Genomic DNA, 20,715 nt, shown 5'->3' with positions numbered 1-20,715 from the left:
AATTCCCGATGCCAACCAGGCCCTCCGCACGGAAGCCCGCGCGAGAGTTACCTGATATCATTTCGCTGATGCACATAAGATAACGAAACTGGAGCGTGTCCTGAGCGGAGTGATTAGACGGCTTTGCGTCGTCCGGAGCGAAGGATACCTCCAGCTTCCAGATTATGAGAAGAAAAACGGATGAGTATGACTGGTCGTCTATCCAACTGATGAATTTGATGCAAATAGCAGTTGAATTTCGGGCATCCTGCCTTTATGCTCTCATCACTTATCTAAAAACCGGACAAGAACATGAAAACAATTCTGGCAAGCAGTATCATTCCGGCGGTTCGCCAGTTGTGCATGGATGCCTGCACGATTCTCGGCGATGACGTGATTCAAGCAATCGAACGATCGCTCAAGCGTGAAGAGTCCCCTATTGGACGGGAAATTCTCGGCCGGATTCTGGAAAATGCTTCCATAGCGAAAACCGAGAGAATCCCCCTGTGTCAGGATACCGGCATGGCGGTGGTTTTCGTCGAGATCGGGCAGAATGTGGCAATCTCGGGGGGAAATCTTGAAGAAGCGATTCACGAAGGAGTCCGTCAAGGTTATCGGGACGGTCATCTCAGGAAATCTGTGCTCCATCCCATTACGAGAGTCAATACGGGCGATAATACTCCCGCAGTGATCCATTACGAGATCGTGCCCGGAGACGCTCTGAAGTTAACTCTCGCGCCCAAGGGATTCGGATCGGAGAACATGAGCCGTGTCACGATGTTTCCTCCATCTGCCGGAATTGAAGGTGTTAAGCAATTCATTGTCCAGCGTGTCGAAGAATCCGGAGGAAATCCGTGTCCACCCATTGTAGTAGGTGTAGGGCTCGGAGGCACGTTCGAAAAATCCGCTCTTTTGGCCAAGAAGTCCCTTCTAAGACCACTGGGAACGGTCAATCCAGATCCGATGCTTGCCGAGCTGGAAGCTGAACTCCTGAGCCGAATAAACAATCTCGGCATCGGTCCCCTGGGGCTCGGAGGCAGCACTACAGCGCTTGCAGTCCACGTGAATACGTATCCGACGCATATAGCCAGTATTCCTTGTGCTGTAAATATACAATGCCACTCCTGCCGGCATAGCGAAATTGAGCTGTGATTTGGTGAACAGGGAGAAAAACATGTCTCATTCTGCTTCAGATATATCCGAGCCGATTCGTATTACTGCTCCCCTGGACGAGAAAACAGTAAGAGAACTCAGAGCCGGAGATACGGTGCTTCTGTCCGGGACCATAATCACCGGACGGGATGCGGCCCACAAGCGCATGGTGGATCTGCTTAACGACGGAAAGCCGTTGCCTTTCGATATTAAGGACCAGGTCATTTATTACGTCGGCCCCTCTCCTGCTCCTCCAGGCAGCCCGATCGGAGCAGCGGGTCCTACCACCAGTTACCGCATGGACGCGTATGCACCGCTTTTGATCGAACACGGACTGCGAGGGATGATAGGCAAAGGCCAAAGATCGGACGAAGTGAAGAAAGCCATGATCAAATGGGGGGCGGTGTACTTTGCGGCAGTAGGAGGCACAGGGGCATTAATCTCGCGCTGTATTCAAACAGCGGAAATCCTGGCATGGGAAGATCTTGGCACGGAAGCGGTGCGCAGACTCACCATAAAGGAATTCCCCGCTATTGTGGCCGTGGACAGCACAGGTAACGACCTGTACCTTGTAGGCAGAAATAAGTATCGGAAATAATAAAGCGGAGACAGATTAAGGGACCCTCAAGTCGAACTCCTCGAGTATTCGATAGATTTCGTCCGCAGTATGTGCATGCTGTAATGCAGTCTTGAGTAAAGGGTCCTTAAACAACCTGGAAATCCGGGCCAATGCTTTCAAATGTTCGCCAGCAGAATTCCTGGGAGCGATCAGCAGAAAAAACAGGAACGCAGGACGATTATCCATTGAATTGAAGTCGACCCCTTTGCTGCTTTTTCCGAAGCTGGCTACAAGATGTTCCAAACCATCCAGTTTGCCGTGGGGAATGGCCACACCTCCGCCGATTCCAGTACTCCCGAGGTTTTCGCGTCCTATGAGAGTGTCGATCAAATGCACTTTATTTATGCCTGGATAGGCATTTGCGATGGGTTCGACCAGTTCGGCCAGTACTCCTTCTTTGGACGTAGCTGTCAAAGAAGAAATGATTCCGCTTGGGGTGAGAAAATCGAGAATCCTCATGGCAAGAAACACTCGGCAAATCGTGCTAGCCCGAAACGTTCTTCTCCGGGCTCAAGTGATTAAGCCCGGCGGGATTTGAATCCACAACCGGGCATGAAAAGAATGTCCGATCTATAGCGTTCAGGTCGCGGTAGCTTATGAACTCTGAGGGACAATTAAACCGTAATTTCCATCTTTCCTTCTATATAACACATTGACCATCTGAGTCGAAGCATTATTGAATACCAGAAAATCCTGGTGTGACAGTTCCATTTGCATGGCTGCTTCATCTATGGACATAGGTTTTACGAAATAGCTGTCCGTATGGACAACAACCGGTTCGCGATCGTCTTCAAAACTCTCAAGTTCGTACGTGTCTCTTCGCCACATGAGCTCTTTACCGGGAGTTGGTTTGTGGCGCCGTATCTTTTCACGATATTTCTTAACCTGCCGCTCGATCTTTTCCATGACGAGATCGACGGCTGCATACATGTCGTCGTGTGATTCCTGTCCCGCTATCCGTATACCATTCGCATTGATTACCACATCAACGATTTGCCGGAATTTGTTGACCGTAAGGGTAACCTGGGCTTCCAGTGGCTTATCGATGTACTTGACAAGCCTTCCGGTCCTCTCCTGAACATAACCTTTGAGCGCCTCAGAGGGCTCCATGTGCCTGAATGTGACTGCAAGTTGCATAAAACTACCTCCTCACCGACTTAACCGAAGCTACCAGAGCTCAGTATTTTTTCTTTCTCTTGCTAGACGGAGGAATTCCTAGGATTTCCCTGTACTTGGCAACTGTTCGCCGTGCTGTCTGGATTTGAAATCGCGCCAATTCCTCTACAATCTGTTTATCACTGGCCGGTCTCTTCGGGTTTTCGCTTTTTACGATCCGTAAAATCTGATTCTTGACTGCTTCCGAGGCAATCACTTCGCTGCCATGACGTATTCCTGAATTGAAGAAATATTTCAGCTCATAAATTCCTCGTGGGGTATGAACGTACTTGTTTGTGGTGACACGGCTGATGGTGGACTCGTGCATTTCCACATCGTCAGCTATGTCTTTAAGAATGAGAGGTCTCAGGTAGTCTATACCTTTATCGAAGAAATCCCGCTGGAATTTCACTATGGATTGCGTCACTCTGTAGATCGTTCGCTGGCGCTGATGAATGCTCTTTATGAGCCACAAAGCACCTCGCATCTTCTCCTGTATGTAGTCTTTGGCACGTCCTCCGCCGTTGGAATGAAGTTCCTTTTGATAAAAGGAGCTTACTTTCAGCTTCGGCAAACCATCGTCATTGAGGACAATTGTATAGTCGTTTCCCGTCTTCATGATAAAGATGTCGGGCACGACGTAAATGGGTTCCGAATTTGAATATGGCCTGCCTGGCTTGGGCTCCAGGCTCACGATGGTTTGAGCTGAATTCTTGACCTCTTCTACAGTAACTTTCAGTTTTCTGGCTACGAGATCGAGTTTTCCTTGTTGGAACTGTTCGAAAGCATCTTCGAGGATTCGAACGGCCAAGCGGTCCGGAGGGTCCAATACATAGGCCTGGTTGAGCAGACATTCCTGCAGATCCCGAGCAGCAATTCCCGGCGGATCGAACGCCTGCACGAGCATGAGAACCCGCAAGACGTCCTCAAAAGGCACATTCAGCTCTTCTGCCAGATCTTCCAAAGGGCTTTCAAGATATCCGTCTTCATTGATATTCCCGATTATCTCGAAAGCAATGCGCCGATCCGTTCCTTCGATACCGCTCAGTTGAAGCTGCCGAATCAGGTTTTGGAAAAGATTTTCCCTGTACGTAACCATGTTCTCCAGAGGCGGCCGTTCGGAAAAATCTTTCTGCGACGGAGCATAGTCAGCTCCGTAGCTTTCCAGATAATTCTCCCAGTCAATGTCGAACATATCGGCATCAGGGCGCTCTTCTTTGTTCATTTCCTCCAGTTGGTTTAGATCGTGTTTGCTGTCTTGATCGGCTTCTTGCGGTGTAACCGGATCATCCGCAGAAGAAATCTCCAGGAGGGGGTTTTCCTTCAGTTCCTGTTCCAGAGCTTCGACTATCTCCAGATGATTGTACTGGAGCAGCTTGATTGCCTGCTGAAGCTGAGGCGTCATGACCAATTGCTGAGTCTGACGCAACTGTTGTTTGATTTCGAGTGCCATGCGTCCTAAGATCTTACATACTGAATTGCTTACCGAGATATACTTCCCGGGCCCGCTCGCTTGAAGCTATGGTTTTCGGATCTCCCTCTTCCAAAATACGGCCTCTATCCAGGAGATATATTTTATCACATACTCCTAATGTCTCTCTAGTATTATGATCCGTGATGACGATTCCTATACCCTGTTCCCTTAGTTTACGGATGATTTTCTGAATTTCCAAGACCACAATGGGGTCGAGACCTGCAAAAGGCTCGTCCAGAAGAATAAAATCGGGTTGTGTGACCAGAGCCCTGGTGATCTCGAGACGCCTCTTCTGGCCTCCGGATAAGCTTTCTGCTCTCTGGTTTCTCAGATGAGCAATGTCGAGTTCCTCCAGCAAATCGTTGAGGCGCTCTTCTCGTCGAGTCTTGTCCGATTCCACCATTTCCAGAATGGCCAAGATGTTATCTGCTACGGAAAGTTTGCGAAAAACGGAAGTTTCCTGGGGAAGGTAGTTGATTCCCAATCTTGCTCTGAGATATACCGGCAACTGGGACATGTCCTGATCGTCGAGATAGACCTCACCGCTGTCCGGTCTTACCAATCCCGTGATCATGTAGAAAGTCGTAGTTTTTCCGGCGCCATTCGGCCCTAGAAGTCCCACAACCTGACCCGAGTTGATCTTCAGACTTACGCCGTCCACCACACGACGTCCGCTATACTCTTTGACAAGACCTCGTGCTCTGAGTTCTCGCACTTTCTCTTCTACTTTTCCTTTTCCAGTTTCGACGGATTCGTGTTGATCGTCGCTTTGACCCCGTTTTTCTCCTCGCCTATCATTTCCATACTATTATCACTCACATGAATAACGATCGTATTCGCGGTAACCCAATCCTTGCCTCTCGAGAGTCTCGGGTTATCGGTGAGAGTAATAGTCTTCTTGAGGTTGTCAAAGATTCCTTTTCCTGCTACGGCCATCAACTCGTTTTGGACTACTTTCACATTGCCGTAAGCGATGGCGCTCTTCAGGGTTCCCGGATCTTTCTGATCCATTACAGGATTCTTGGCTTTACGATCGATCTCTGCCGATACTGTTTTAGTCTTCTGATCGTAAATCACAACCAAACGATCACAGGTTAAGACGAGATTTCCTTGAGTGACGGTGACTCGTCCCTCGAACACCAGTTCCTGTCCGGTGGAAGTCTTCTTTGCGGTCAGCTTCATGGATTTGATTTCCATGGGCTGATCCGACGCTTCCGATGGATGAGTTTCCGATCCGGCACTCGTGGAAAAACCGAGTACGGCCAAAATGACAAAGAAGCACAACAGGAACTGTCTCCAATATCCGCCTGTGCTCACATCGTCACCTTATTGGTGTCAGTCCACTTCACGTTGAATAAACGGGCTCTTACATCGTTCTCGATAGTGATTTCCTCTTCCTGAATATGCATCTTCAGGCCTTTACCAGTAGCCTGGAAATCCGCACCTTTCAGAGACACTTCCGATTGTGTCTGCGCTGTCTGCTTCTCCTGGGAATAGTTGATGTTGTCGGCAGCAAACTCCAGGTCTTCATATTTAACCGTGACATTGCCGCGGGCAAGAACCGTTTGTCGCTGTTTGTCCAGATCTCCGGTGTCTGCAATCAGGAAGATTTTGCCACCTTTGCCGCCGTGATACACGACTCTGGGCTTGTGCAGATTTATCTTGTCGAGTGATTCGGCAACCATTGCGCTCGCGGCTTCCAATTCCCATGGATGTGCGCCGGGAGAAGAGTACGTGAATTTCTTTATGGTGATTCCGGCATTTGGATCGGAATTGACAGAGAAATCATCGGTGTCTGAGTGAAAGTATCGCGACGCGGAATACCCGGTTACCAGCAGCAAAACCGCCGCAAGAACGAGAAATTGAGCAGCTCTCTTTATGTTTCTGCGCCTGTGCCAGCGCTCGATCTCTTTGTGATTCATGCCCACCGCGCTCTTGATGAGATTCTCACTATGTACAGGTTGAGAATTTACTCGTAATATCTGGCCATTGCCTGTTCCCATTTGTTCTGGGCTTTAAGAATGGTTTCCACTATTTCCCGTGCAGCGCCTCGGCCGCCGCCATGTTGTGTTACAACCGTCGCTTCGCGCTGAACCTCTTCCGATGCCTCGGGTACGGTGAAGCTTACTCCTACTCGTCTCATAAGTGGGATATCGACGATATCGTCGCCCACCACCGCGATTTCTTCAGGAAGGAGTTGCAGATCTTTCATGAGTTCAGCCAAGGCTGGTCTTTTATCCCACATACCTTGGTAAACGCGCTCGATTCCGAGGTCCTCGGCCCTTTTGCCCACTACCTCAGAACTTCTTCCTGTGACAAAAGCGATGTTGAGACCACTTCTCTTAGCAATCTTTATACCATGTCCGTCTCTTACATGAAAGGATTTTATCTCGATCTCGCGGCTACCGAAAGTGATGCGGCCATCTGTGAGCACCCCGTCGACATCGAAAACGATCAACTTAATCTTCTGTAGTTTTTCTTTGAGAATGTCCGGAGTCTCATCCATCTTCTTCAACACCGGTTCGCTGAATTGTTCGGTTCCTGAAGAAACGACTTTACGAATTGCCGACAGGACCAATACCAGGTGCTGTAGATGGTCCAGATGGTAGCAGTTCGGCCCGTCGCACAGGGCATGATCGGGATCGGGGTGAACCTCCATGAATATTCCATCCGCTCCGGCTGCAACAGCCGCCTTGGCTAGTGGAGCAACGAACGACCGATCTCCTCCCGAGCGTCCGGCGCCTTTACCCGGGAACTGGGAGGAATGAGTTGCATCGAAAACAACAGGAAAACCGAATCGTTTCATCTTGATAATGGACCGCATGTCCGCGACGAGATCCTGGTACCCGAAACTTACACCGCGCTCCGTAAGCATGATCCGTGAGTTTCCTGCGGATATCACTTTCTTGATTGCATGCTCCATGTCGTCCGGGGCCTGAAACTGACCTTTCTTGATGTTTATGACACGACCCGTTCGGCTGGCAGCGAGCAGCAGGTCCGTTTGACGGCTGAGAAAAGCGGGTATCTGGATGACGTCCAACACTTCAGCCGCAGCATCGGCCTGGGCAGGGATATGGATGTCTGAAATCACGGGTAAACCGGTTTCCTTTTTGACTTTCGCAAGAATCTCGAGACCCGCGTCCATCCCTGGTCCTCTGTACGAATGCACGGAAGTGCGATTTGCCTTGTCGAAGGACGCCTTGAAGATGACGGGAATTCCGGTCTCTTCGGACACTGCGGCTACCTTTCGAGCAATGCGAAGAGTAAGTTCCTCCGATTCTATGACGCACGGCCCAAGAATTAAGAACAGGTCGGGTCCGAATGTACGATTTCCGATTTCCAGCCCTTGAACACTCACATCTACCATGAAACTCCTCCCTTCTTCATGACTCGCATACGGGACAAGCATGTCATGCTCAGCCGAGGCGAAAATAAAAAAGCCATAAGAGTACCCTCTGCCGAAGAGTGTCCTCTTATGACTGCCACACGTCCGAGAGAATCAGAATGTCACGTTTGTTGAAGCCTCGTTTTCGCGGAAGATTTTCCTGTCCGGGATTTCGAGGTCCTCACCACTTCAAGTCTGGTCGATTCAGTTTTGCTTTTGGCTTTCTTGTTCCTGTACTCCACACATGCTTTGATGTATGAAGCAAACAGAGGATGAGGATCCATCGGCCGGGACTTGAATTCAGGATGAAACTGGCAACCGACGAACCAGGGATGGTCCTGATATTCCACAAGCTCGACAAGTTTTTGATCCGGAGACGTGCCGCCCGCTTTCAAGCCTTTTTCTGCAAGAGCGCTCCGATATTTATTGTTAAATTCATATCTATGTCGATGTCGCTCACTTATGACATCTTTCTGATAAATTTTTTGACACAGACTGTCCTTGGTAAGAACACAGTCATAGGCTCCCAAACGCATGGTTCCGCCCTTGTCCGTAATCGACCGTTGTTCGTCCATGAGATCGATGACCGGATAGGGAGTAAATTGATCGAATTCCGTCGAATTGGCGTTTTTCATCCCGCATACGTTTCGAGCGAATTCTACGACCGCCATCTGCATTCCGAGGCAAATCCCGAAGAAGGGGATACGGTTGTTCCTGGCGTATTTCACAGCTTCGATCTTGCCCTCTATTCCTCTTGAACCGAATCCTCCCGGCACGAGGATTCCGTGCACATCGTCGAACTGGTCGGTAATTCCGTGTTTTTCGATAGCCTCAGAATCGATGAACTTCAAATCCACTGAAGCGTGATTGTGAACTCCACCTGCAAAAAGTGCTTCATTCAAGCTTTTATACGATTCATGCAAGTCCACGTATTTGCCCACGATTCCAATGACAACTTCGGACTTGAGGGATTTTACATTGTGAACAAAGGATTTCCAGTCTTCCAACCTCGGCGCCCTGGTCCAGATATTGAGGAGCTCCACAATTTTCTGGTCGAGACCTTCCTCGTGGAATTTCAGAGGCAACTCGTAGATGCAGTCCACATCTTCCGCGGCAATTACCTCTTCGGGTCTCACATTACAGAAAAGAGCAATTTTTTCTTTTACGTCCCTGGTAATCTGCTTTTCAGTGCGACAGATCAGGATATCCGGTTGAATGCCGACTTCCCTGAGTGCCTTGACACTGTGCTGGGTAGGCTTTGTCTTAACTTCACCGGAGGCTTTTACGTACGGGAGTAGAGTCAGGTGAATGTACAGCACATTCTGAGGGCCGAGATCTGCTCGGAGCTGTCTGATAGCTTCCAGAAAAGGAAGGCTCTCGATATCTCCCACAGTGCCGCCAACCTCTACGATTGCGACATCCACACCGTTTCCAAGACTGCGGACATTTGCCTTGATTTCATCGGTGATGTGAGGAATTACCTGAACCGTGGCCCCGAGATATTCGCCTCTGCGTTCCTTCTGGATCACGGAATCGTAGATCTGGCCTGTGGTGAAGTTATTCTTCTGACGAAGGGTGGCGTGGGTGAATCGTTCGTAATGCCCCAGATCCAGATCCGTTTCTGCACCATCATCCGTTACGAACACCTCTCCGTGTTGGAATGGGTTCATAGTTCCGGGATCTACGTTGATGTAGGGATCCATCTTCAAGAGAGTGACGGTCAGGCCGCGACATTCCAGCAGTGCCCCGATGCTCGCAGCGGACAGTCCTTTTCCCAGTGAAGAAAGCACTCCCCCTGTAACAAATATGAATTTTGTGCTCTTGTACATGAGCCGCTCCGGAATTTGATTTGGTCGGGCGGTGAATTGATAGAGGTTTCAAACTACGCGTATAGAATAAGCATTCGCCCGAATTTTTCAAACTTCTCAAGTTATCACATGGAGAAAGGCCCTCCCAGCCTTCCGGATGTGCCGCAGGATCCTCCCGTCCAGCCGACGACCTTTCACGGACGATTTACGGGGGGTAATCTCCCCCGTAACCGACTGAATGTCAAGTCAGAGAATGCATAAATATTCGATTAGAAATTTCACGGCAAAATCCGGCTCCCAAATCCCGGTTATTTGCAGGAGGATCAGAATTGTATTTTTTGACGCATTCTGACGGAAAGGTTCGGACTCCAGGTCATGACGTCGGCAGTTCGCTCCCTGTGAGAATACGATAGATATCCAGATATTTCTGCCTGGTCTTACTCGTGATTTCATCAGGCAACGATGGCGCGGGCGGCTGTTTGTTCCAGTCGAGGGTTTCCAGATAATCCCGAACGAACTGCTTGTCCAGAGAAGGTGGGGAAATTCCTGTTGAATACTGTTCCACAGGCCAAAATCGTGACGAATCCGGAGTCATACATTCGTCCACCAGAATCCGTTCATCATCGGTCGCGCCGAATTCGAATTTCGTGTCGGCAATAATGATGCCCCGTTCTTCGGCCCATCGGGAGCCGAAGAGGTATAATTCTATGGTTTTGTCCCTGAGCCACTGGGCATCTTCCTGTCCCACCAAATCGATGACCTTGGCGAAAGAGATGTTCTCGTCATGTTCACCCAACTCCGCTTTGGTGGAAGGAGTAAAGATCGGTTCAGGGAGCTTTTCCGCTTGCTTCAGACCTGCCGGCAGAGAAATCCCGCAAATTCCGCCCGTAGCCTGGTAATCCTTCCAGCCGCTCCCGATGATGTACCCCCTCACCACGCACTCCACGGGAAAGGTTTTTGCTTTGGTTACCAGCATACTGCGACCCGCAAGCATTTCTGCATGAGGTTTGCACTCGACAGGGTAAGATGAAGGATTCGCCGAGATCAGATGATTCGAGCAGATAGATCTGGTCTTCTCCATCCAAAAAACGCTCAGAGAATTGAGGACCTTGCCTTTATCCGGAATAGGATCCGGTAAAATCACGTCGAAAGCGGAAATTCTGTCAGTCGAGATTATCAGCAGCTTGTCGCCGAAATCGTAGACGTCTCGGACTTTGCCCCGACCTTTAAGAGACAATGTCGGCAATTCGGTTTCTTTAACTGCGCGTGGAATCATAGGCACACCATTTTGGATGAATACTCGGAGGAGATAGTGTTCGTCATTGACTCTCTCACCGGAAGAACTAAACTACCATGACAAGGGGATACGATGCAATCGCACGGGAACGGACAACGGGAAGTCCGAAAGCACAGGTGTAGGGACTGCAAAATGTGCCAGAATTGTGCGGAAAGCCGCTGCATTGCGTGCAAATCCCGTAACTCCCGGCCACAATTGTCCTTTGAAGAGCAAATAGCACTGTTCAATAGCCTCAATGCTCACCTTTTTCATCGTTCCGGCGGTGAAGTCGATGAAGATGAACCTGTAACGAAGCCACGCTATCTCGGATCGGATTAATGCCGGCGCATCTTCAAAATAACACATGATATCAATAAAATGGACCGACAGGGACGCCGGCCCCCACTGATATCTTGAATTGTAGCGTATGATAAAAGGTCAGAATTTTTGATAATCAGTCTAATTTCAGGATCCTGTAGAGAGTAACGGCAGTGTCGATACCCTTGAGACAAACATTCTCAATAGTCTCAGTCTGAACAATTTCTCGCACTTTCTCGTACACCGGCTCTGTGATTAGTATCTGGTTTCCCGGAGTGAGCTTTTCCACGCGAAAGGCGATGTTGATCGGTACACCGACCGCGCCGTATTTTTTTCTCTTCTCAGAACCGATATTGCCGACCACCAGTTCGCCGGAGTTCACGGCTATTCCCATGGTTAACTCTCTGGAACCAATCTCGGGAAGGGCTTCAGATATTTCTCTGTTAAATTCAGGCATTTGCTCCTGCATTTCCACTGCGCAACGGAGAGCGGCCATTTGGGAGTCGGGCAGGTACTTTGGTGCACCAAAAAACGCCAAGATGCCATCACCTGTAAATTCATCAATTATTCCGCCATGCTTTAGAATAATTTCCACCATTTTCTCCAAGTACATGTTGACGAGCTTCAACACCAGCTCAGGTTTCAAGTTCGCGGTGCATGCAGTAAAGCCGCGAAGATCTGCAACGAGAATGGTGATTTCTTTTAACTGACCTCCAAGATTGACACTTTCGGGCGACCGCAGGAGGCGGGTAACCACATCCGGACTCAAGTACATACCGAAGGTCTCACGGATCGTATCCCGTTCCCGCAGGCCTTCGACCATACGATTCAAACCAGCCAACATCAGACCGATTTCGTCGTTCGAGAGAACGGGAATCGTCACATTCAGATCACCTTCTCGTATGCGCTCCATCGTCGTTCCCGCTTGCCGCAAAGGCAGTGACACGGTATGTGCAATGAGAATAGACAATGCCGTGCCCGACGCTACTGCAAAAAAAAGCAAGAATCCGATGGTGAACGGCATGCGCGCCAGAAAATCTTCGAAGTCTATGCTTCCGTTCTGGACCAAATGGATCTGTTGCAGCGTCAAAAAGCTGACAACCGATACAGGAACCAGACCTATCAAGAGCAGCACTGCGATCATCTTAAGCAAAACGCTGATCCTGAACGAACGCGGCACTCCGACGAACATGTCAAGGGGAAAGAAGCGCTGTACCAGGGCCGGCATAATGCGTTCCAGCACAAGATATACCGAAATGACTGTAAACGGGCCGCCCACAAGAGTGATTCCCAATAACGAGTGCGTGGCCCGATGCCAAGGACCTCCACTGAATTCGTTCAAAAATATGGGAACAACCCCGAATACTATTGCTGCCGCAGCCCACCCTACCAGACTGAATCCCGCCATATAAGCCGGTAAACTGAGTAGATTGCCGACAGTCTCAACGGAAAGAGTATATGATTTTCGCCTGAGCCGCTTGATCATGGGCCTGAACGTGTAGATTCCCAGGGCATTGACTACCACAAAAATTGCACTGGCCCTCAAAACAAAATAGATGAACTTTGCTTCTGTTTCCGGGATATTACGGGCAGATTGCAGACCTGCTTGAACAAATGCAAAATAGAAGAACGTTATGAGAGCACCAAGAATGTTGAAGATCAGGGCTACTCCCAAAGCAAAAACGATGCAGTGGAGTGCGTGTTTCTTCCACGGTGCAGGGTTAGTTTCATACTGTTCACGTATCATATATGTCCCTCTGCGCTTCAGATACGCAGGTTCATCTGACCAGCACGATTCGAACATCCATTACATTGGTCCTGGTGGGACCTGTCTTGATCAGGTCTCCCAGAGAACTGAAAAAATGATATGAGTCGTTCCGTGCCAGAAAATGTTCCGGATAAAGATGCAGGAGCCGCGCCCTCTCCAAGGAAGAAGATTCCACTAGAGCTCCCGCTGCATCGGTTGGGCCGTCAGTCCCATCGGTTCCGGCGGAAAAGAATAGACTGTTCGGAATCTGCGCGGCAGCCTCAATCAGCAAAAGGGCAAATTCCTGATTACGGCCTCCTTTGCCGGGTCCTCTCACCTGAACCGTGGTTTCTCCGCCGCTGAGAATGCAGGCAGGAGGCGAAACAGGATTTTCCGAAGCACTGATCTCCCTTGCGATTGCCCCATGCAAAAGGGCTGCTTCAGCCGTATTCCCCTGTACAGAAGAGGAGAGGATCAGAGTATTGTAACCCAAGGCTTCAGCAGCGTGCTTTCCGGCAATGAGCGCTTGAATGTTACTCCCCACGATGATGTTCGTCACTTGGGAGAAAATGGGATCGCCCGATTTCGGCGTATCAGGCAGTTCCCTGGAAACACCTCGTTTCAGCCATGAAAGAACAGATTCAGGAGCATCTTTCATCATATCGTATTTTTGCAGAATCCTCAGGGCATCCTGAAAAGTAGAGTTATCTGGCGCAAAGGGGCCTGAAGCAATCACTCCCGGATCGTCACCCACAACATCAGATAACATAAGATTGATGACTCGTGCAGGAAAAGCCGCCTTCATGAGCCGGCCGCCTTTCACAAGCGAAAGATGTTTACGGACCGAGTTCATCTCATGAATGTCCGCCCCAACTTCAAGCAGTCGCTTCGTCAAATACTGCTTTTCATCAAGACTGATTCCCGGTGGAGGCGCCGGAAGCAGAGCCGAACCGCCGCCAGAAATACAGGAAATGATAAGATGTCGTGCCGTTGCTTCAGAAGCAAGGCGCATGATTTCTCGTGCTGCAAGCGTTCCTTCCTCGTCCGGAACGGGATGGCCCGCCTGAATCACATCAATTCTATCGAGTTCCAGTTCGTGGCCATATTTTACACAAATGACTCCACGGACGCGTCTGTCATACAGGATTTCGCCAACAGCTTTCGCCATTGCCGCGCTTGCTTTTCCTGCTCCCACCACCAGCACTTCTTCATAATCGCGCAGATCGACTGCCGATTCCCCAGGCACTCGAAGCAGATCGCCTTCTCGCTTCAGGTATTTGTGAACCGCCTTCTCAGGATCGACGGCTTCAAGGCTTGCATTAAAGATGGCCAGTGCATCATTTCTCATGTTTTTCATGTTTTTCATGTCGACTTGCATTAAGAGGGCTCCCGTGAATCACGTGATGTAATAGATTACTTTTCTCTTTTAACTATTGAACAAATATGATATATTTACTTCGCATTATCTCCCCTTGGTCTATGACCATTCGAGAGGAAGGACATGAAAAAGTGGCTTTATAGTTCAGTTATGATCCTGGTATTGTTGTTGATTGTTCCTTCGTTCGGCCTGGCGCGAGGCACTCGATACGTGATCGATTGGCCGGAGAACCACGTTGGACCTGTTTATGTTCAGGTTTTCGATATCCGGTGCACGTTCCCATACGAACTGCTGGATCGCTTCAAAATCTGGGTGAGCTGGGACAAAGAGACCAAGTGCTATGAAATAGGCAACAACGGAACATACCTTATCAAGATGTACAAGAATAATCATTGCAAGGGCCCCATGATAATATCAGGCACATGTGCCTCTTTTCAAATCCGATATAGTATGACACCGCCCTGGATCTAAGAGAATGTGTCCGTGAGGCGTGCAGGATTCCGCTCCGCCGATCACAAAGATTTCTTGAGGTGGATTTTGACGAGGAATTTCGTACGAGAAGTTCCTCGTCAAATTGTTCTCCAGATCGCGAAATCGATCCTCCACTCATTCCCACACGCGTTTCTGGTGGTTCTCTCCTTCATTTCTCCCCAAAAAGATTCTATCATGAAATGCACTCGGAATCGGAGGTTCTACTCCCGGAACGAAAATGTTATCTTTCCACCTTTAAGCAGTAAATACTGGAGAAACCCTTCTTGTAAGAAGTGTTTCCCCAAACCCCTTCCCAAGAACTTTTAGCATTTGTTTAAATCATGGTTTTTCAATGGAAAAACCATGATTTAAACAAGTGTCAAAAGTTTTTTGGAGGAGTTCGAGGAACCTTTTTTACAAAAAAGGTTCCTCGAGTATTACTTCTTTGAAAGTGGATAGATATGAGACTCGGTGGCCATGTTCAGAAAAACCTTCATGGAATGTCTCGGGATTGATTCCCGCATCAGGGTGATAGCGATCACCGGCGGAGGCGGCAAGACTTCATTGATGTTTCAGCTTGCTCGCGAGATGCTGGACCGATCGGAAAAAGTCGTGACCACAACAACGACCAAGATTTTTCCACCAGGTCCGGACCAATCGCCCTGCACTTTTCTGCTGGACGGTTGCGACAATCCCAGGGCGCTCGAACAGGAGCTGGAACGGTGCGGCCACATTACGGTAGGTCGCTCAATTCTCGAGGCCAGCGGCAAACTACAGGGAATTGCGTCCGATGTAGTGGAATATTGCCGTAGTGTAGCGGACCGTGTTCTCATCGAGGCTGATGGTGCATCAGGAAGACCCATCAAGGCCCCGGAGGCATGGGAACCGGTTGTCCCGGATTTTTCGGACATGGTGGTTCATGTGATAGGTCTGGATTGTCTCGGTAAACCGGCTCTGTCCGAAACCGTATTCAGATTGGAGAAATTTCTGTCTCTGACGGGTCTCGATCCGGGCGGAACGATCGACGTGAAGACAATTGCGCGGTTGGCTGTCCATCCCGATGGCGGCCTGAAGGGGGTTCCTTCCGAAAAACCAGCGGTGCTGTTCCTCAACAAGTCGGATGTCCTCGGTGCCGAATTATCTATCAAAAGCGTGGTCGATGACATCGCCAACCTTTGTGCTCATAAATTCGATTGGATAGCTTACGGAAGTCTGAAAGAAAGGGCCTGTGATTCCCGCCACAGATTCAGTTGAATGAACCTCTGATACTATTTCGCAATTATGCATATAAGATGGCGAAGGCTGAGGTATTCTGAGCGGAGTGATTGGACGGCTTTGCGTCGTCCGGAGCGAAGGATGCCACCAGTCTCCCGGATTATGAACAGAAAGCGAATCGGCATGACTGACTTACATGAAACAGCAAGCACTTCTTTCGTCCACCATAGCTTGATTCTCATTTCAGCAAGTATGGCAACCGTTTTCGGCATGTGCAATTAGAATATATATGAATGATGACCTTTCTCATTAAATTGCTTGACACCGCCCTGCCCGAAGCTTCAATGTAGGCTTCATGTAGAATCTTCCCTCAATTTGTCCACTAAATTTCAGCTTTTTCAACCTTGTTATTACAGCAATGCATGTCAGAAAAACCAAAGGAGGAACTGAGTTATGGCTGTTCAAAGCGATGCCTCTACTTTCGAGTTTCTCAAGAACTGGGGGGATGGGCTGACCCGATGGTCCGAGAAGTGGATTCCGGACGCCTTGGTAATTGTTTGGATTCTGAATTTCATTGCATTCGCGTTGGCGCTGATCTTTGGGAAAGCGACCCCTTTGGGTGCCCTGCTTGCCTGGGGTAAAGGATTTTGGGCTCTTCTGGAATTCGGGATGCAGATGTGCCTGATACTTATGACCGGGTACATACTGGGATGCTCTCCTCCAGTGAAGAAACTGCTGGACGGTCTTTCAAATCTTCCCAATCCTGACAAGCCGTGGCAGGCAATTCTGGCGATGAGTCTGTTTTCGATGGTAAGCGCTTGGTTCCATTGGGGTCTCAGTCTTATAGGGAGCGCCGTCTTTGCTTTGTTCCTCATAAGAAGGAATCCCAAAACGGATTACAGGCTTATGGTGGCGGCCGCTTATCTTGGGCTGGGGTGTACCTGGCATTCGGGATTGTCAGGGTCGGCCACACTGCTGGTTAATACTCCAGATAATTTTCTCATCAAAGGAAAGATCCTTGAAGCCACTATTCCTACTTCCGAGACTATTTTCAGCGGATTCAACATTATCCTTGTCCTTCTGATGGTGATCAGCATTGTGGTTCTTATGTGTTTAATGCATCCAAGGCCTGAAAACACGTATAAGATCAGACCGGAACTGCTCAACGAGTTAAAGCTGTATGAGCCGCCCCAGCGTCCCACGGGCAAGCTGATGCCTTCCGACTGGCTGAACTGGTGGCCGGGGTTTAACCTTATCGTCTCTATAGCAGGACTCATATGGCTTGCATGGACAATCAATCAAAACGGCTTTGCCAAATCCATTAACCTGAATAATATCAATTTGTTCTTTCTGATGTTGGGAGTACTATTTCACTGGCGACCGTGGACGTTCCTGAAAGCGTGCGAAGAAGCAGGAAAAGCAGTATGGGGTGTTGTCATTCAGTTCCCGTTCTACGCTGGAATCTTCGGATTATTCAAATTCACTGAATTAGGAAATGCCCTGACCGCTGCGATGGTATCCATATCCAATCCCAAAACGTTTCTCTTAATCGTGTACTGGTACTCCGGGATTGAGAATTATCTCGTTCCTTCGGGCGGTTCCAAATGGGCCATAACAGCACCATTCATAATACCCGCAGCGAAAGAGCTCGGAGTCAGTATTCCTAAGACGGTCATGGCGTATGCATGGGGAGACATGATGACGGACATGATTCAGCCGTTCTGGGCCATTGCCATGCTTGCCATAGCAAAACTGGAATTCCGGGAAATTATGGGATGGTTAATGGTGGTTTTTCTCTATTTCCTTGCAATCACGTCAGTGGCGTTTCTCATATATCCAATGATCTGAGTAGATCGGGACTTCACCGTCTTTCACCGAATCTGATACGAGCGATTTTGGAAAGGGTTCCGCGAACCGCTTTTTTCGCTGTGTTCGTCGGACTCTTTCCGAACAACTCCGACACTATTGTGGTCGCTTATACCGATTGTCGAAAGTAATCACGGATTGTGAAGAGCAGCTCCCAGCAGTCGGTAGCACCGGCCTCCGTGCCGGCGAACAATTCACCAAACAAATCAGCCAGTTCTCGCCGGCAGAGACGCCGGCGCTACTGATTCTTCCCATTGCAGGCATTGGATTCCGTCAAGACCTTCGATAACCGCTATAACGCTGCTGAGCATTGCTTCGTGAAGTTCTATTCGGAAATCACGTTTCCATAATGCGCTTCTTCAGGATCATATTCAAGAATTCGCTCTTGGGAGATGAAAGCCTTCTGTTTTTTCTTCCGCTGACAACCACATAATCATCTTTGAAATAGTGGTCCAAAGGTATGAACTCGATTTTACGACCCTTCAAGATGGAAGCACGATTTACCACAGTGGCGAAAGATACTCCAAGCCCCATTTCCACGTATAGTGAACTGAGCTCGACATTGGAGGATTCCATAATCACGCGGTACGAAAGGCCCTGTTTCTGAAGAAGTTCCTCCACCTCCGAAAAGCGAGAATGCAGTGAGCCTCTCGGAGGCAATATGAGAGGGTGTTGAACTACCGAGTCCAGAGTTACCGGTTTTTCGGCCAGGAGCGGGTGACCCGATGGGACCATTAACACACTGCTCACTTTCTTCCATCGCCAGGATGCAAAACCGGCAGGCAACATTGATTCCAGTACGAATCCGAAATCAATCTCTCCGGCCTTAATGAGGTCAATCACCGTTTTCTGAGGGCGATCGAGTATAGTTATCTGTACTTCCGGGAATTTGCCGGCATATTCCAGGAAGATCCGTGGAAACAGATGATACAGCGTAGTGAAAGGCGCTGCGACCGTAAGCGTTCCTTTCCGGACTCCTTGAAGATCCTGTAAGTCTTCGAGGAACGAATCATACTTGTTCAGGACTTCTTCCGCGTATTTGAAGAATTCCATTCCTGCTTCGGTGAGCCGGAGCTTCTGTCTTCCAATCCTCTCGATAAGTATGCAGCCAAGCTCCTTTTCAAGGGCACTTACTTGCTGGCTCAATGCGGGTTGAGTGCGAAATGTGGCTTCAGCGGCTCTGGTGAAGCTGCCAAGTCGGGCAACATGATAGAATCCTATGATTTGCTGCCACTCCATTTTGATAAGATTTCCTTATAAATAATATGCCGTTTATGAATTTGATGAATGAATATACCATTTAGTAATATGGATCGGAATATGGAAAAATTTTCTCGAGTGTGAGGAACGGAATGAAATCATCCTTGCAGCCAGGGTTGACGTTTCGGTTCAGATTCATGGTTCCGGATAACAAGACGGTTCCCCATTTGTTTCCTGAATCATCTGAATTCCAGGTCATGCCGAAGGTATTGGCAACCGGCTTTATGGTGGGCTTAGTTGAATGGGCCTGCATACGAGCAATCAATCCTCACATTGATTGGCCGGAAGAGCAGACGGTCGGCACTGGCATCACATTGACTCATTCTGCGGCTACACCTCCGGGGCTCCTCGTAACAATTCATGGGAAATTGGAGCAAGTAGAGGGCCGGAAACTGGTCTTTTCTTTTTCAGCCGAAGATGGAGTGGATTCTATTTCCGAAGGTACCCACGAAAGATTCGTGATCGATGCGATACGATTCAACAGCAGGGCTTCGGAAAAGCAGGCAAAATACGGTGACACTACATAGGGTAAAATCGGTAGTGTTGGATCTAACTTATAGGAATTGGCAAAACTAATGTTCGATTGAGGGATAGGTGTATTGGTGGGTGCCGTGCCTCCGTGCCGGCACATCTTCAATATAATCAATAATATCGACAGAATGGACCGGCAGCGAGAGGTTCGCGAACTCACTTTTCCTGAAAAACGATCTTGCTTATGGTTTCCGTCAGATCCACACCGTTTTCCTGAGCCATTCCCCCCACCCGGATTCGCTTATCGCGGATAGTAATATTTCCATACGCGATTTCCCGGATAGCGGATCGCAGCAGCGGGAGTTCCCGAATCTCTCCTTCGGCCCGTATTTTCAGGAACAATGGATGAGCTTCACGCTCTTCACGAGTAGATTCAGGTTTAATCTCATTGTGCCACGCATCCCAAAGAGGATCCCATTGGGCTCCCTTTATCGGAAATCTGCAGTACGAGATGACCGGTCCGCGGTCCAGGGTTTTGGTGACCACATGAACCATGATGCCCTGCTCTTCCGCATTTTCTGCAATGAGCTGATGGATGACCTCCTGCCATGTTCCGCGAGGTCCCCAGGGAAGCGCCGGGTGGACATTCACGAGCACCATGCCTTCCAACTCGGGGTCGCCAATAATGAGCATGTACCCGGCCATTATCACGATATCTACCGGGGGGAGCATCCGGATGACCTTCATGACTTCCTGACCGAACAGGTTGCGCCATTCTTCTAGAGCAGGGGAAGCTTCTGCTGCGGAAGGACTCTCTGCAATACCTCGTTTCCGAAGGTCCGGAGCAACTCGAAGATGCGATAGAGTCGCGACAGGTATATTGAAACCTGCAGCGAGATCGAAGAAGAGCTCTCGCTGGCGATACTCTTCACTGAGAGGCGCATCACCGGTCTCGCGGTGGCAAAAAACCCATTCAATAGATGCCGGAATATTGTTCTTCGCTATATCTTCGTAAACCGTTTGGAGAAGATTCCGTGCAGCAGGATCACGGCCGGTTGAAAGCCACCCCATCTTTAATGCCATGTGACAAACCCCATAGGTAAACTGTGATGTGATTACGCAATCAAGAAGGAAAATCGGG

At 49.2% G+C, this 20,715-nt stretch carries 20 protein-coding genes and 1 pseudogene; 6 read left to right on the top strand and 15 right to left on the bottom strand.

Annotated elements, in window-relative coordinates; translation table 11 throughout:
- Positions 1 to 291 precede the first annotated feature (291 nt).
- Positions 292 to 1,131, top strand: coding sequence for a fumarate hydratase (locus DESTI_RS27510; RefSeq protein ID WP_014813217.1), 840 nt, complete (start codon positions 292 to 294; stop codon positions 1,129 to 1,131).
- A 22-nt stretch (positions 1,132 to 1,153) separates the two neighbouring features.
- Entirely contained in the window at positions 1,154 to 1,729 is a 576-nt protein-coding gene (locus tag DESTI_RS27505) for a Fe-S-containing hydro-lyase (protein WP_014813216.1), read from the top strand.
- A gap of 15 nt (positions 1,730 to 1,744) precedes the next feature.
- Here the strand turns inward: DESTI_RS27505 and DESTI_RS27500 are convergent, their stop codons facing one another.
- The 13 genes and pseudogenes from DESTI_RS27500 to DESTI_RS27445 form a co-directional block, all read right to left on the bottom strand.
- Positions 1,745 to 2,209 (bottom strand): PTS sugar transporter subunit IIA, encoded by a 465-nt coding sequence (locus tag DESTI_RS27500; protein WP_014813215.1) that lies wholly within the window; start codon positions 2,207 to 2,209, stop codon positions 1,745 to 1,747.
- A 135-nt stretch (positions 2,210 to 2,344) separates the two neighbouring features.
- Positions 2,345 to 2,887, bottom strand: coding sequence for a ribosome hibernation-promoting factor, HPF/YfiA family (gene hpf, locus DESTI_RS27495; RefSeq protein ID WP_014813214.1), 543 nt, complete (start codon positions 2,885 to 2,887; stop codon positions 2,345 to 2,347).
- A gap of 40 nt (positions 2,888 to 2,927) precedes the next feature.
- Entirely contained in the window at positions 2,928 to 4,358 is a 1,431-nt protein-coding gene (gene rpoN / locus DESTI_RS27490; RefSeq protein ID WP_014813213.1) for an RNA polymerase factor sigma-54, read from the bottom strand.
- Positions 4,359 to 4,371: 13 nt separating this feature from the next.
- Positions 4,372 to 5,094, bottom strand: a complete 723-nt coding sequence (gene lptB, locus DESTI_RS27485; RefSeq protein ID WP_014813212.1) for an LPS export ABC transporter ATP-binding protein — start codon at positions 5,092 to 5,094, stop codon at positions 4,372 to 4,374.
- Between the two features lie 8 nt (positions 5,095 to 5,102).
- A complete protein-coding gene (locus DESTI_RS27480; RefSeq protein ID WP_157212296.1) occupies positions 5,103 to 5,696 on the bottom strand; it encodes an LptA/OstA family protein in 594 nt (197 codons plus the stop codon).
- Positions 5,693 to 6,301 (bottom strand): LPS export ABC transporter periplasmic protein LptC, encoded by a 609-nt coding sequence (gene lptC, locus DESTI_RS27475; RefSeq protein WP_041286552.1) that lies wholly within the window; start codon positions 6,299 to 6,301, stop codon positions 5,693 to 5,695. Before lptC ends, DESTI_RS27480 begins: the two co-directional genes overlap by 4 nt.
- Positions 6,302 to 6,348: 47 nt before the next feature.
- Positions 6,349 to 6,885: a KdsC family phosphatase gene (locus tag DESTI_RS31870; RefSeq protein WP_169316412.1), complete on the bottom strand. Its 537-nt coding sequence runs from the start codon at positions 6,883 to 6,885 to the stop codon at positions 6,349 to 6,351.
- A gap of 42 nt (positions 6,886 to 6,927) precedes the next feature.
- Positions 6,928 to 7,746 (bottom strand): annotated as a pseudogene (kdsA, locus tag DESTI_RS31865) (3-deoxy-8-phosphooctulonate synthase); the annotation flags it as partial.
- Between the two features lie 140 nt (positions 7,747 to 7,886).
- Positions 7,887 to 9,593 (bottom strand): CTP synthase, encoded by a 1,707-nt coding sequence (gene pyrG, locus DESTI_RS27465; protein WP_014813208.1) that lies wholly within the window; start codon positions 9,591 to 9,593, stop codon positions 7,887 to 7,889.
- A gap of 352 nt (positions 9,594 to 9,945) precedes the next feature.
- Entirely contained in the window at positions 9,946 to 10,848 is a 903-nt protein-coding gene (locus DESTI_RS27460; RefSeq protein WP_014813207.1) for a phosphoribosylaminoimidazolesuccinocarboxamide synthase, read from the bottom strand.
- Between the two features lie 72 nt (positions 10,849 to 10,920).
- Complete coding sequence (locus tag DESTI_RS27455) at positions 10,921 to 11,214, bottom strand: hypothetical protein (protein WP_041286551.1); 294 nt, start codon at positions 11,212 to 11,214, stop codon at positions 10,921 to 10,923.
- Positions 11,215 to 11,302: 88 nt separating this feature from the next.
- Positions 11,303 to 12,913 (bottom strand): adenylate/guanylate cyclase domain-containing protein, encoded by a 1,611-nt coding sequence (locus DESTI_RS29575; RefSeq protein ID WP_014813205.1) that lies wholly within the window; start codon positions 12,911 to 12,913, stop codon positions 11,303 to 11,305.
- Positions 12,914 to 12,944: 31 nt separating this feature from the next.
- A complete protein-coding gene (locus DESTI_RS27445; RefSeq protein WP_157212295.1) occupies positions 12,945 to 14,279 on the bottom strand; it encodes a glycerate kinase type-2 family protein in 1,335 nt (444 codons plus the stop codon).
- Positions 14,280 to 14,414: 135 nt separating this feature from the next.
- Here DESTI_RS27445 and DESTI_RS27440 point away from each other — a divergent pair, with 135 nt between their 5' ends.
- The 3 genes from DESTI_RS27440 (at position 14,415) to DESTI_RS27420 (ending at position 17,825) form a co-directional block, all read left to right on the top strand.
- Positions 14,415 to 14,762 (top strand): hypothetical protein, encoded by a 348-nt coding sequence (locus DESTI_RS27440; protein WP_014813203.1) that lies wholly within the window; start codon positions 14,415 to 14,417, stop codon positions 14,760 to 14,762.
- A 477-nt stretch (positions 14,763 to 15,239) separates the two neighbouring features.
- On the top strand, positions 15,240 to 16,016 hold the full coding sequence (yqeC, locus tag DESTI_RS27430; protein WP_014813202.1) for a selenium cofactor biosynthesis protein YqeC: 777 nt from the start codon (positions 15,240 to 15,242) through the stop codon (positions 16,014 to 16,016).
- Between the two features lie 414 nt (positions 16,017 to 16,430).
- A complete protein-coding gene (locus DESTI_RS27420) occupies positions 16,431 to 17,825 on the top strand; it encodes a short-chain fatty acid transporter (protein ID WP_014813201.1) in 1,395 nt (464 codons plus the stop codon).
- Positions 17,826 to 18,179: 354 nt separating this feature from the next.
- Here the strand turns inward: DESTI_RS27420 and DESTI_RS27415 are convergent, their stop codons facing one another.
- Entirely contained in the window at positions 18,180 to 19,082 is a 903-nt protein-coding gene (locus DESTI_RS27415) for a LysR family transcriptional regulator (protein ID WP_014813200.1), read from the bottom strand.
- A gap of 113 nt (positions 19,083 to 19,195) precedes the next feature.
- Here DESTI_RS27415 and DESTI_RS27410 point away from each other — a divergent pair, with 113 nt between their 5' ends.
- On the top strand, positions 19,196 to 19,630 hold the full coding sequence (locus tag DESTI_RS27410; protein ID WP_014813199.1) for a thioesterase family protein: 435 nt from the start codon (positions 19,196 to 19,198) through the stop codon (positions 19,628 to 19,630).
- Between the two features lie 160 nt (positions 19,631 to 19,790).
- Here DESTI_RS27410 and DESTI_RS27405 read toward each other — a convergent pair whose 3' ends face one another.
- Positions 19,791 to 20,657, bottom strand: a complete 867-nt coding sequence (locus DESTI_RS27405) for a formyltransferase family protein (protein WP_014813198.1) — start codon at positions 20,655 to 20,657, stop codon at positions 19,791 to 19,793.
- Positions 20,658 to 20,715: the final 58 nt, after the last annotated feature.

This window comes from Desulfomonile tiedjei DSM 6799 (assembly GCF_000266945.1).
Classification (GTDB): domain Bacteria; phylum Desulfobacterota; class Desulfomonilia; order Desulfomonilales; family Desulfomonilaceae; genus Desulfomonile; species Desulfomonile tiedjei.
The sequence above is the reverse complement of the archived record's forward strand: the minus strand, read 5'-3'. Positions and strand labels throughout refer to the sequence as shown.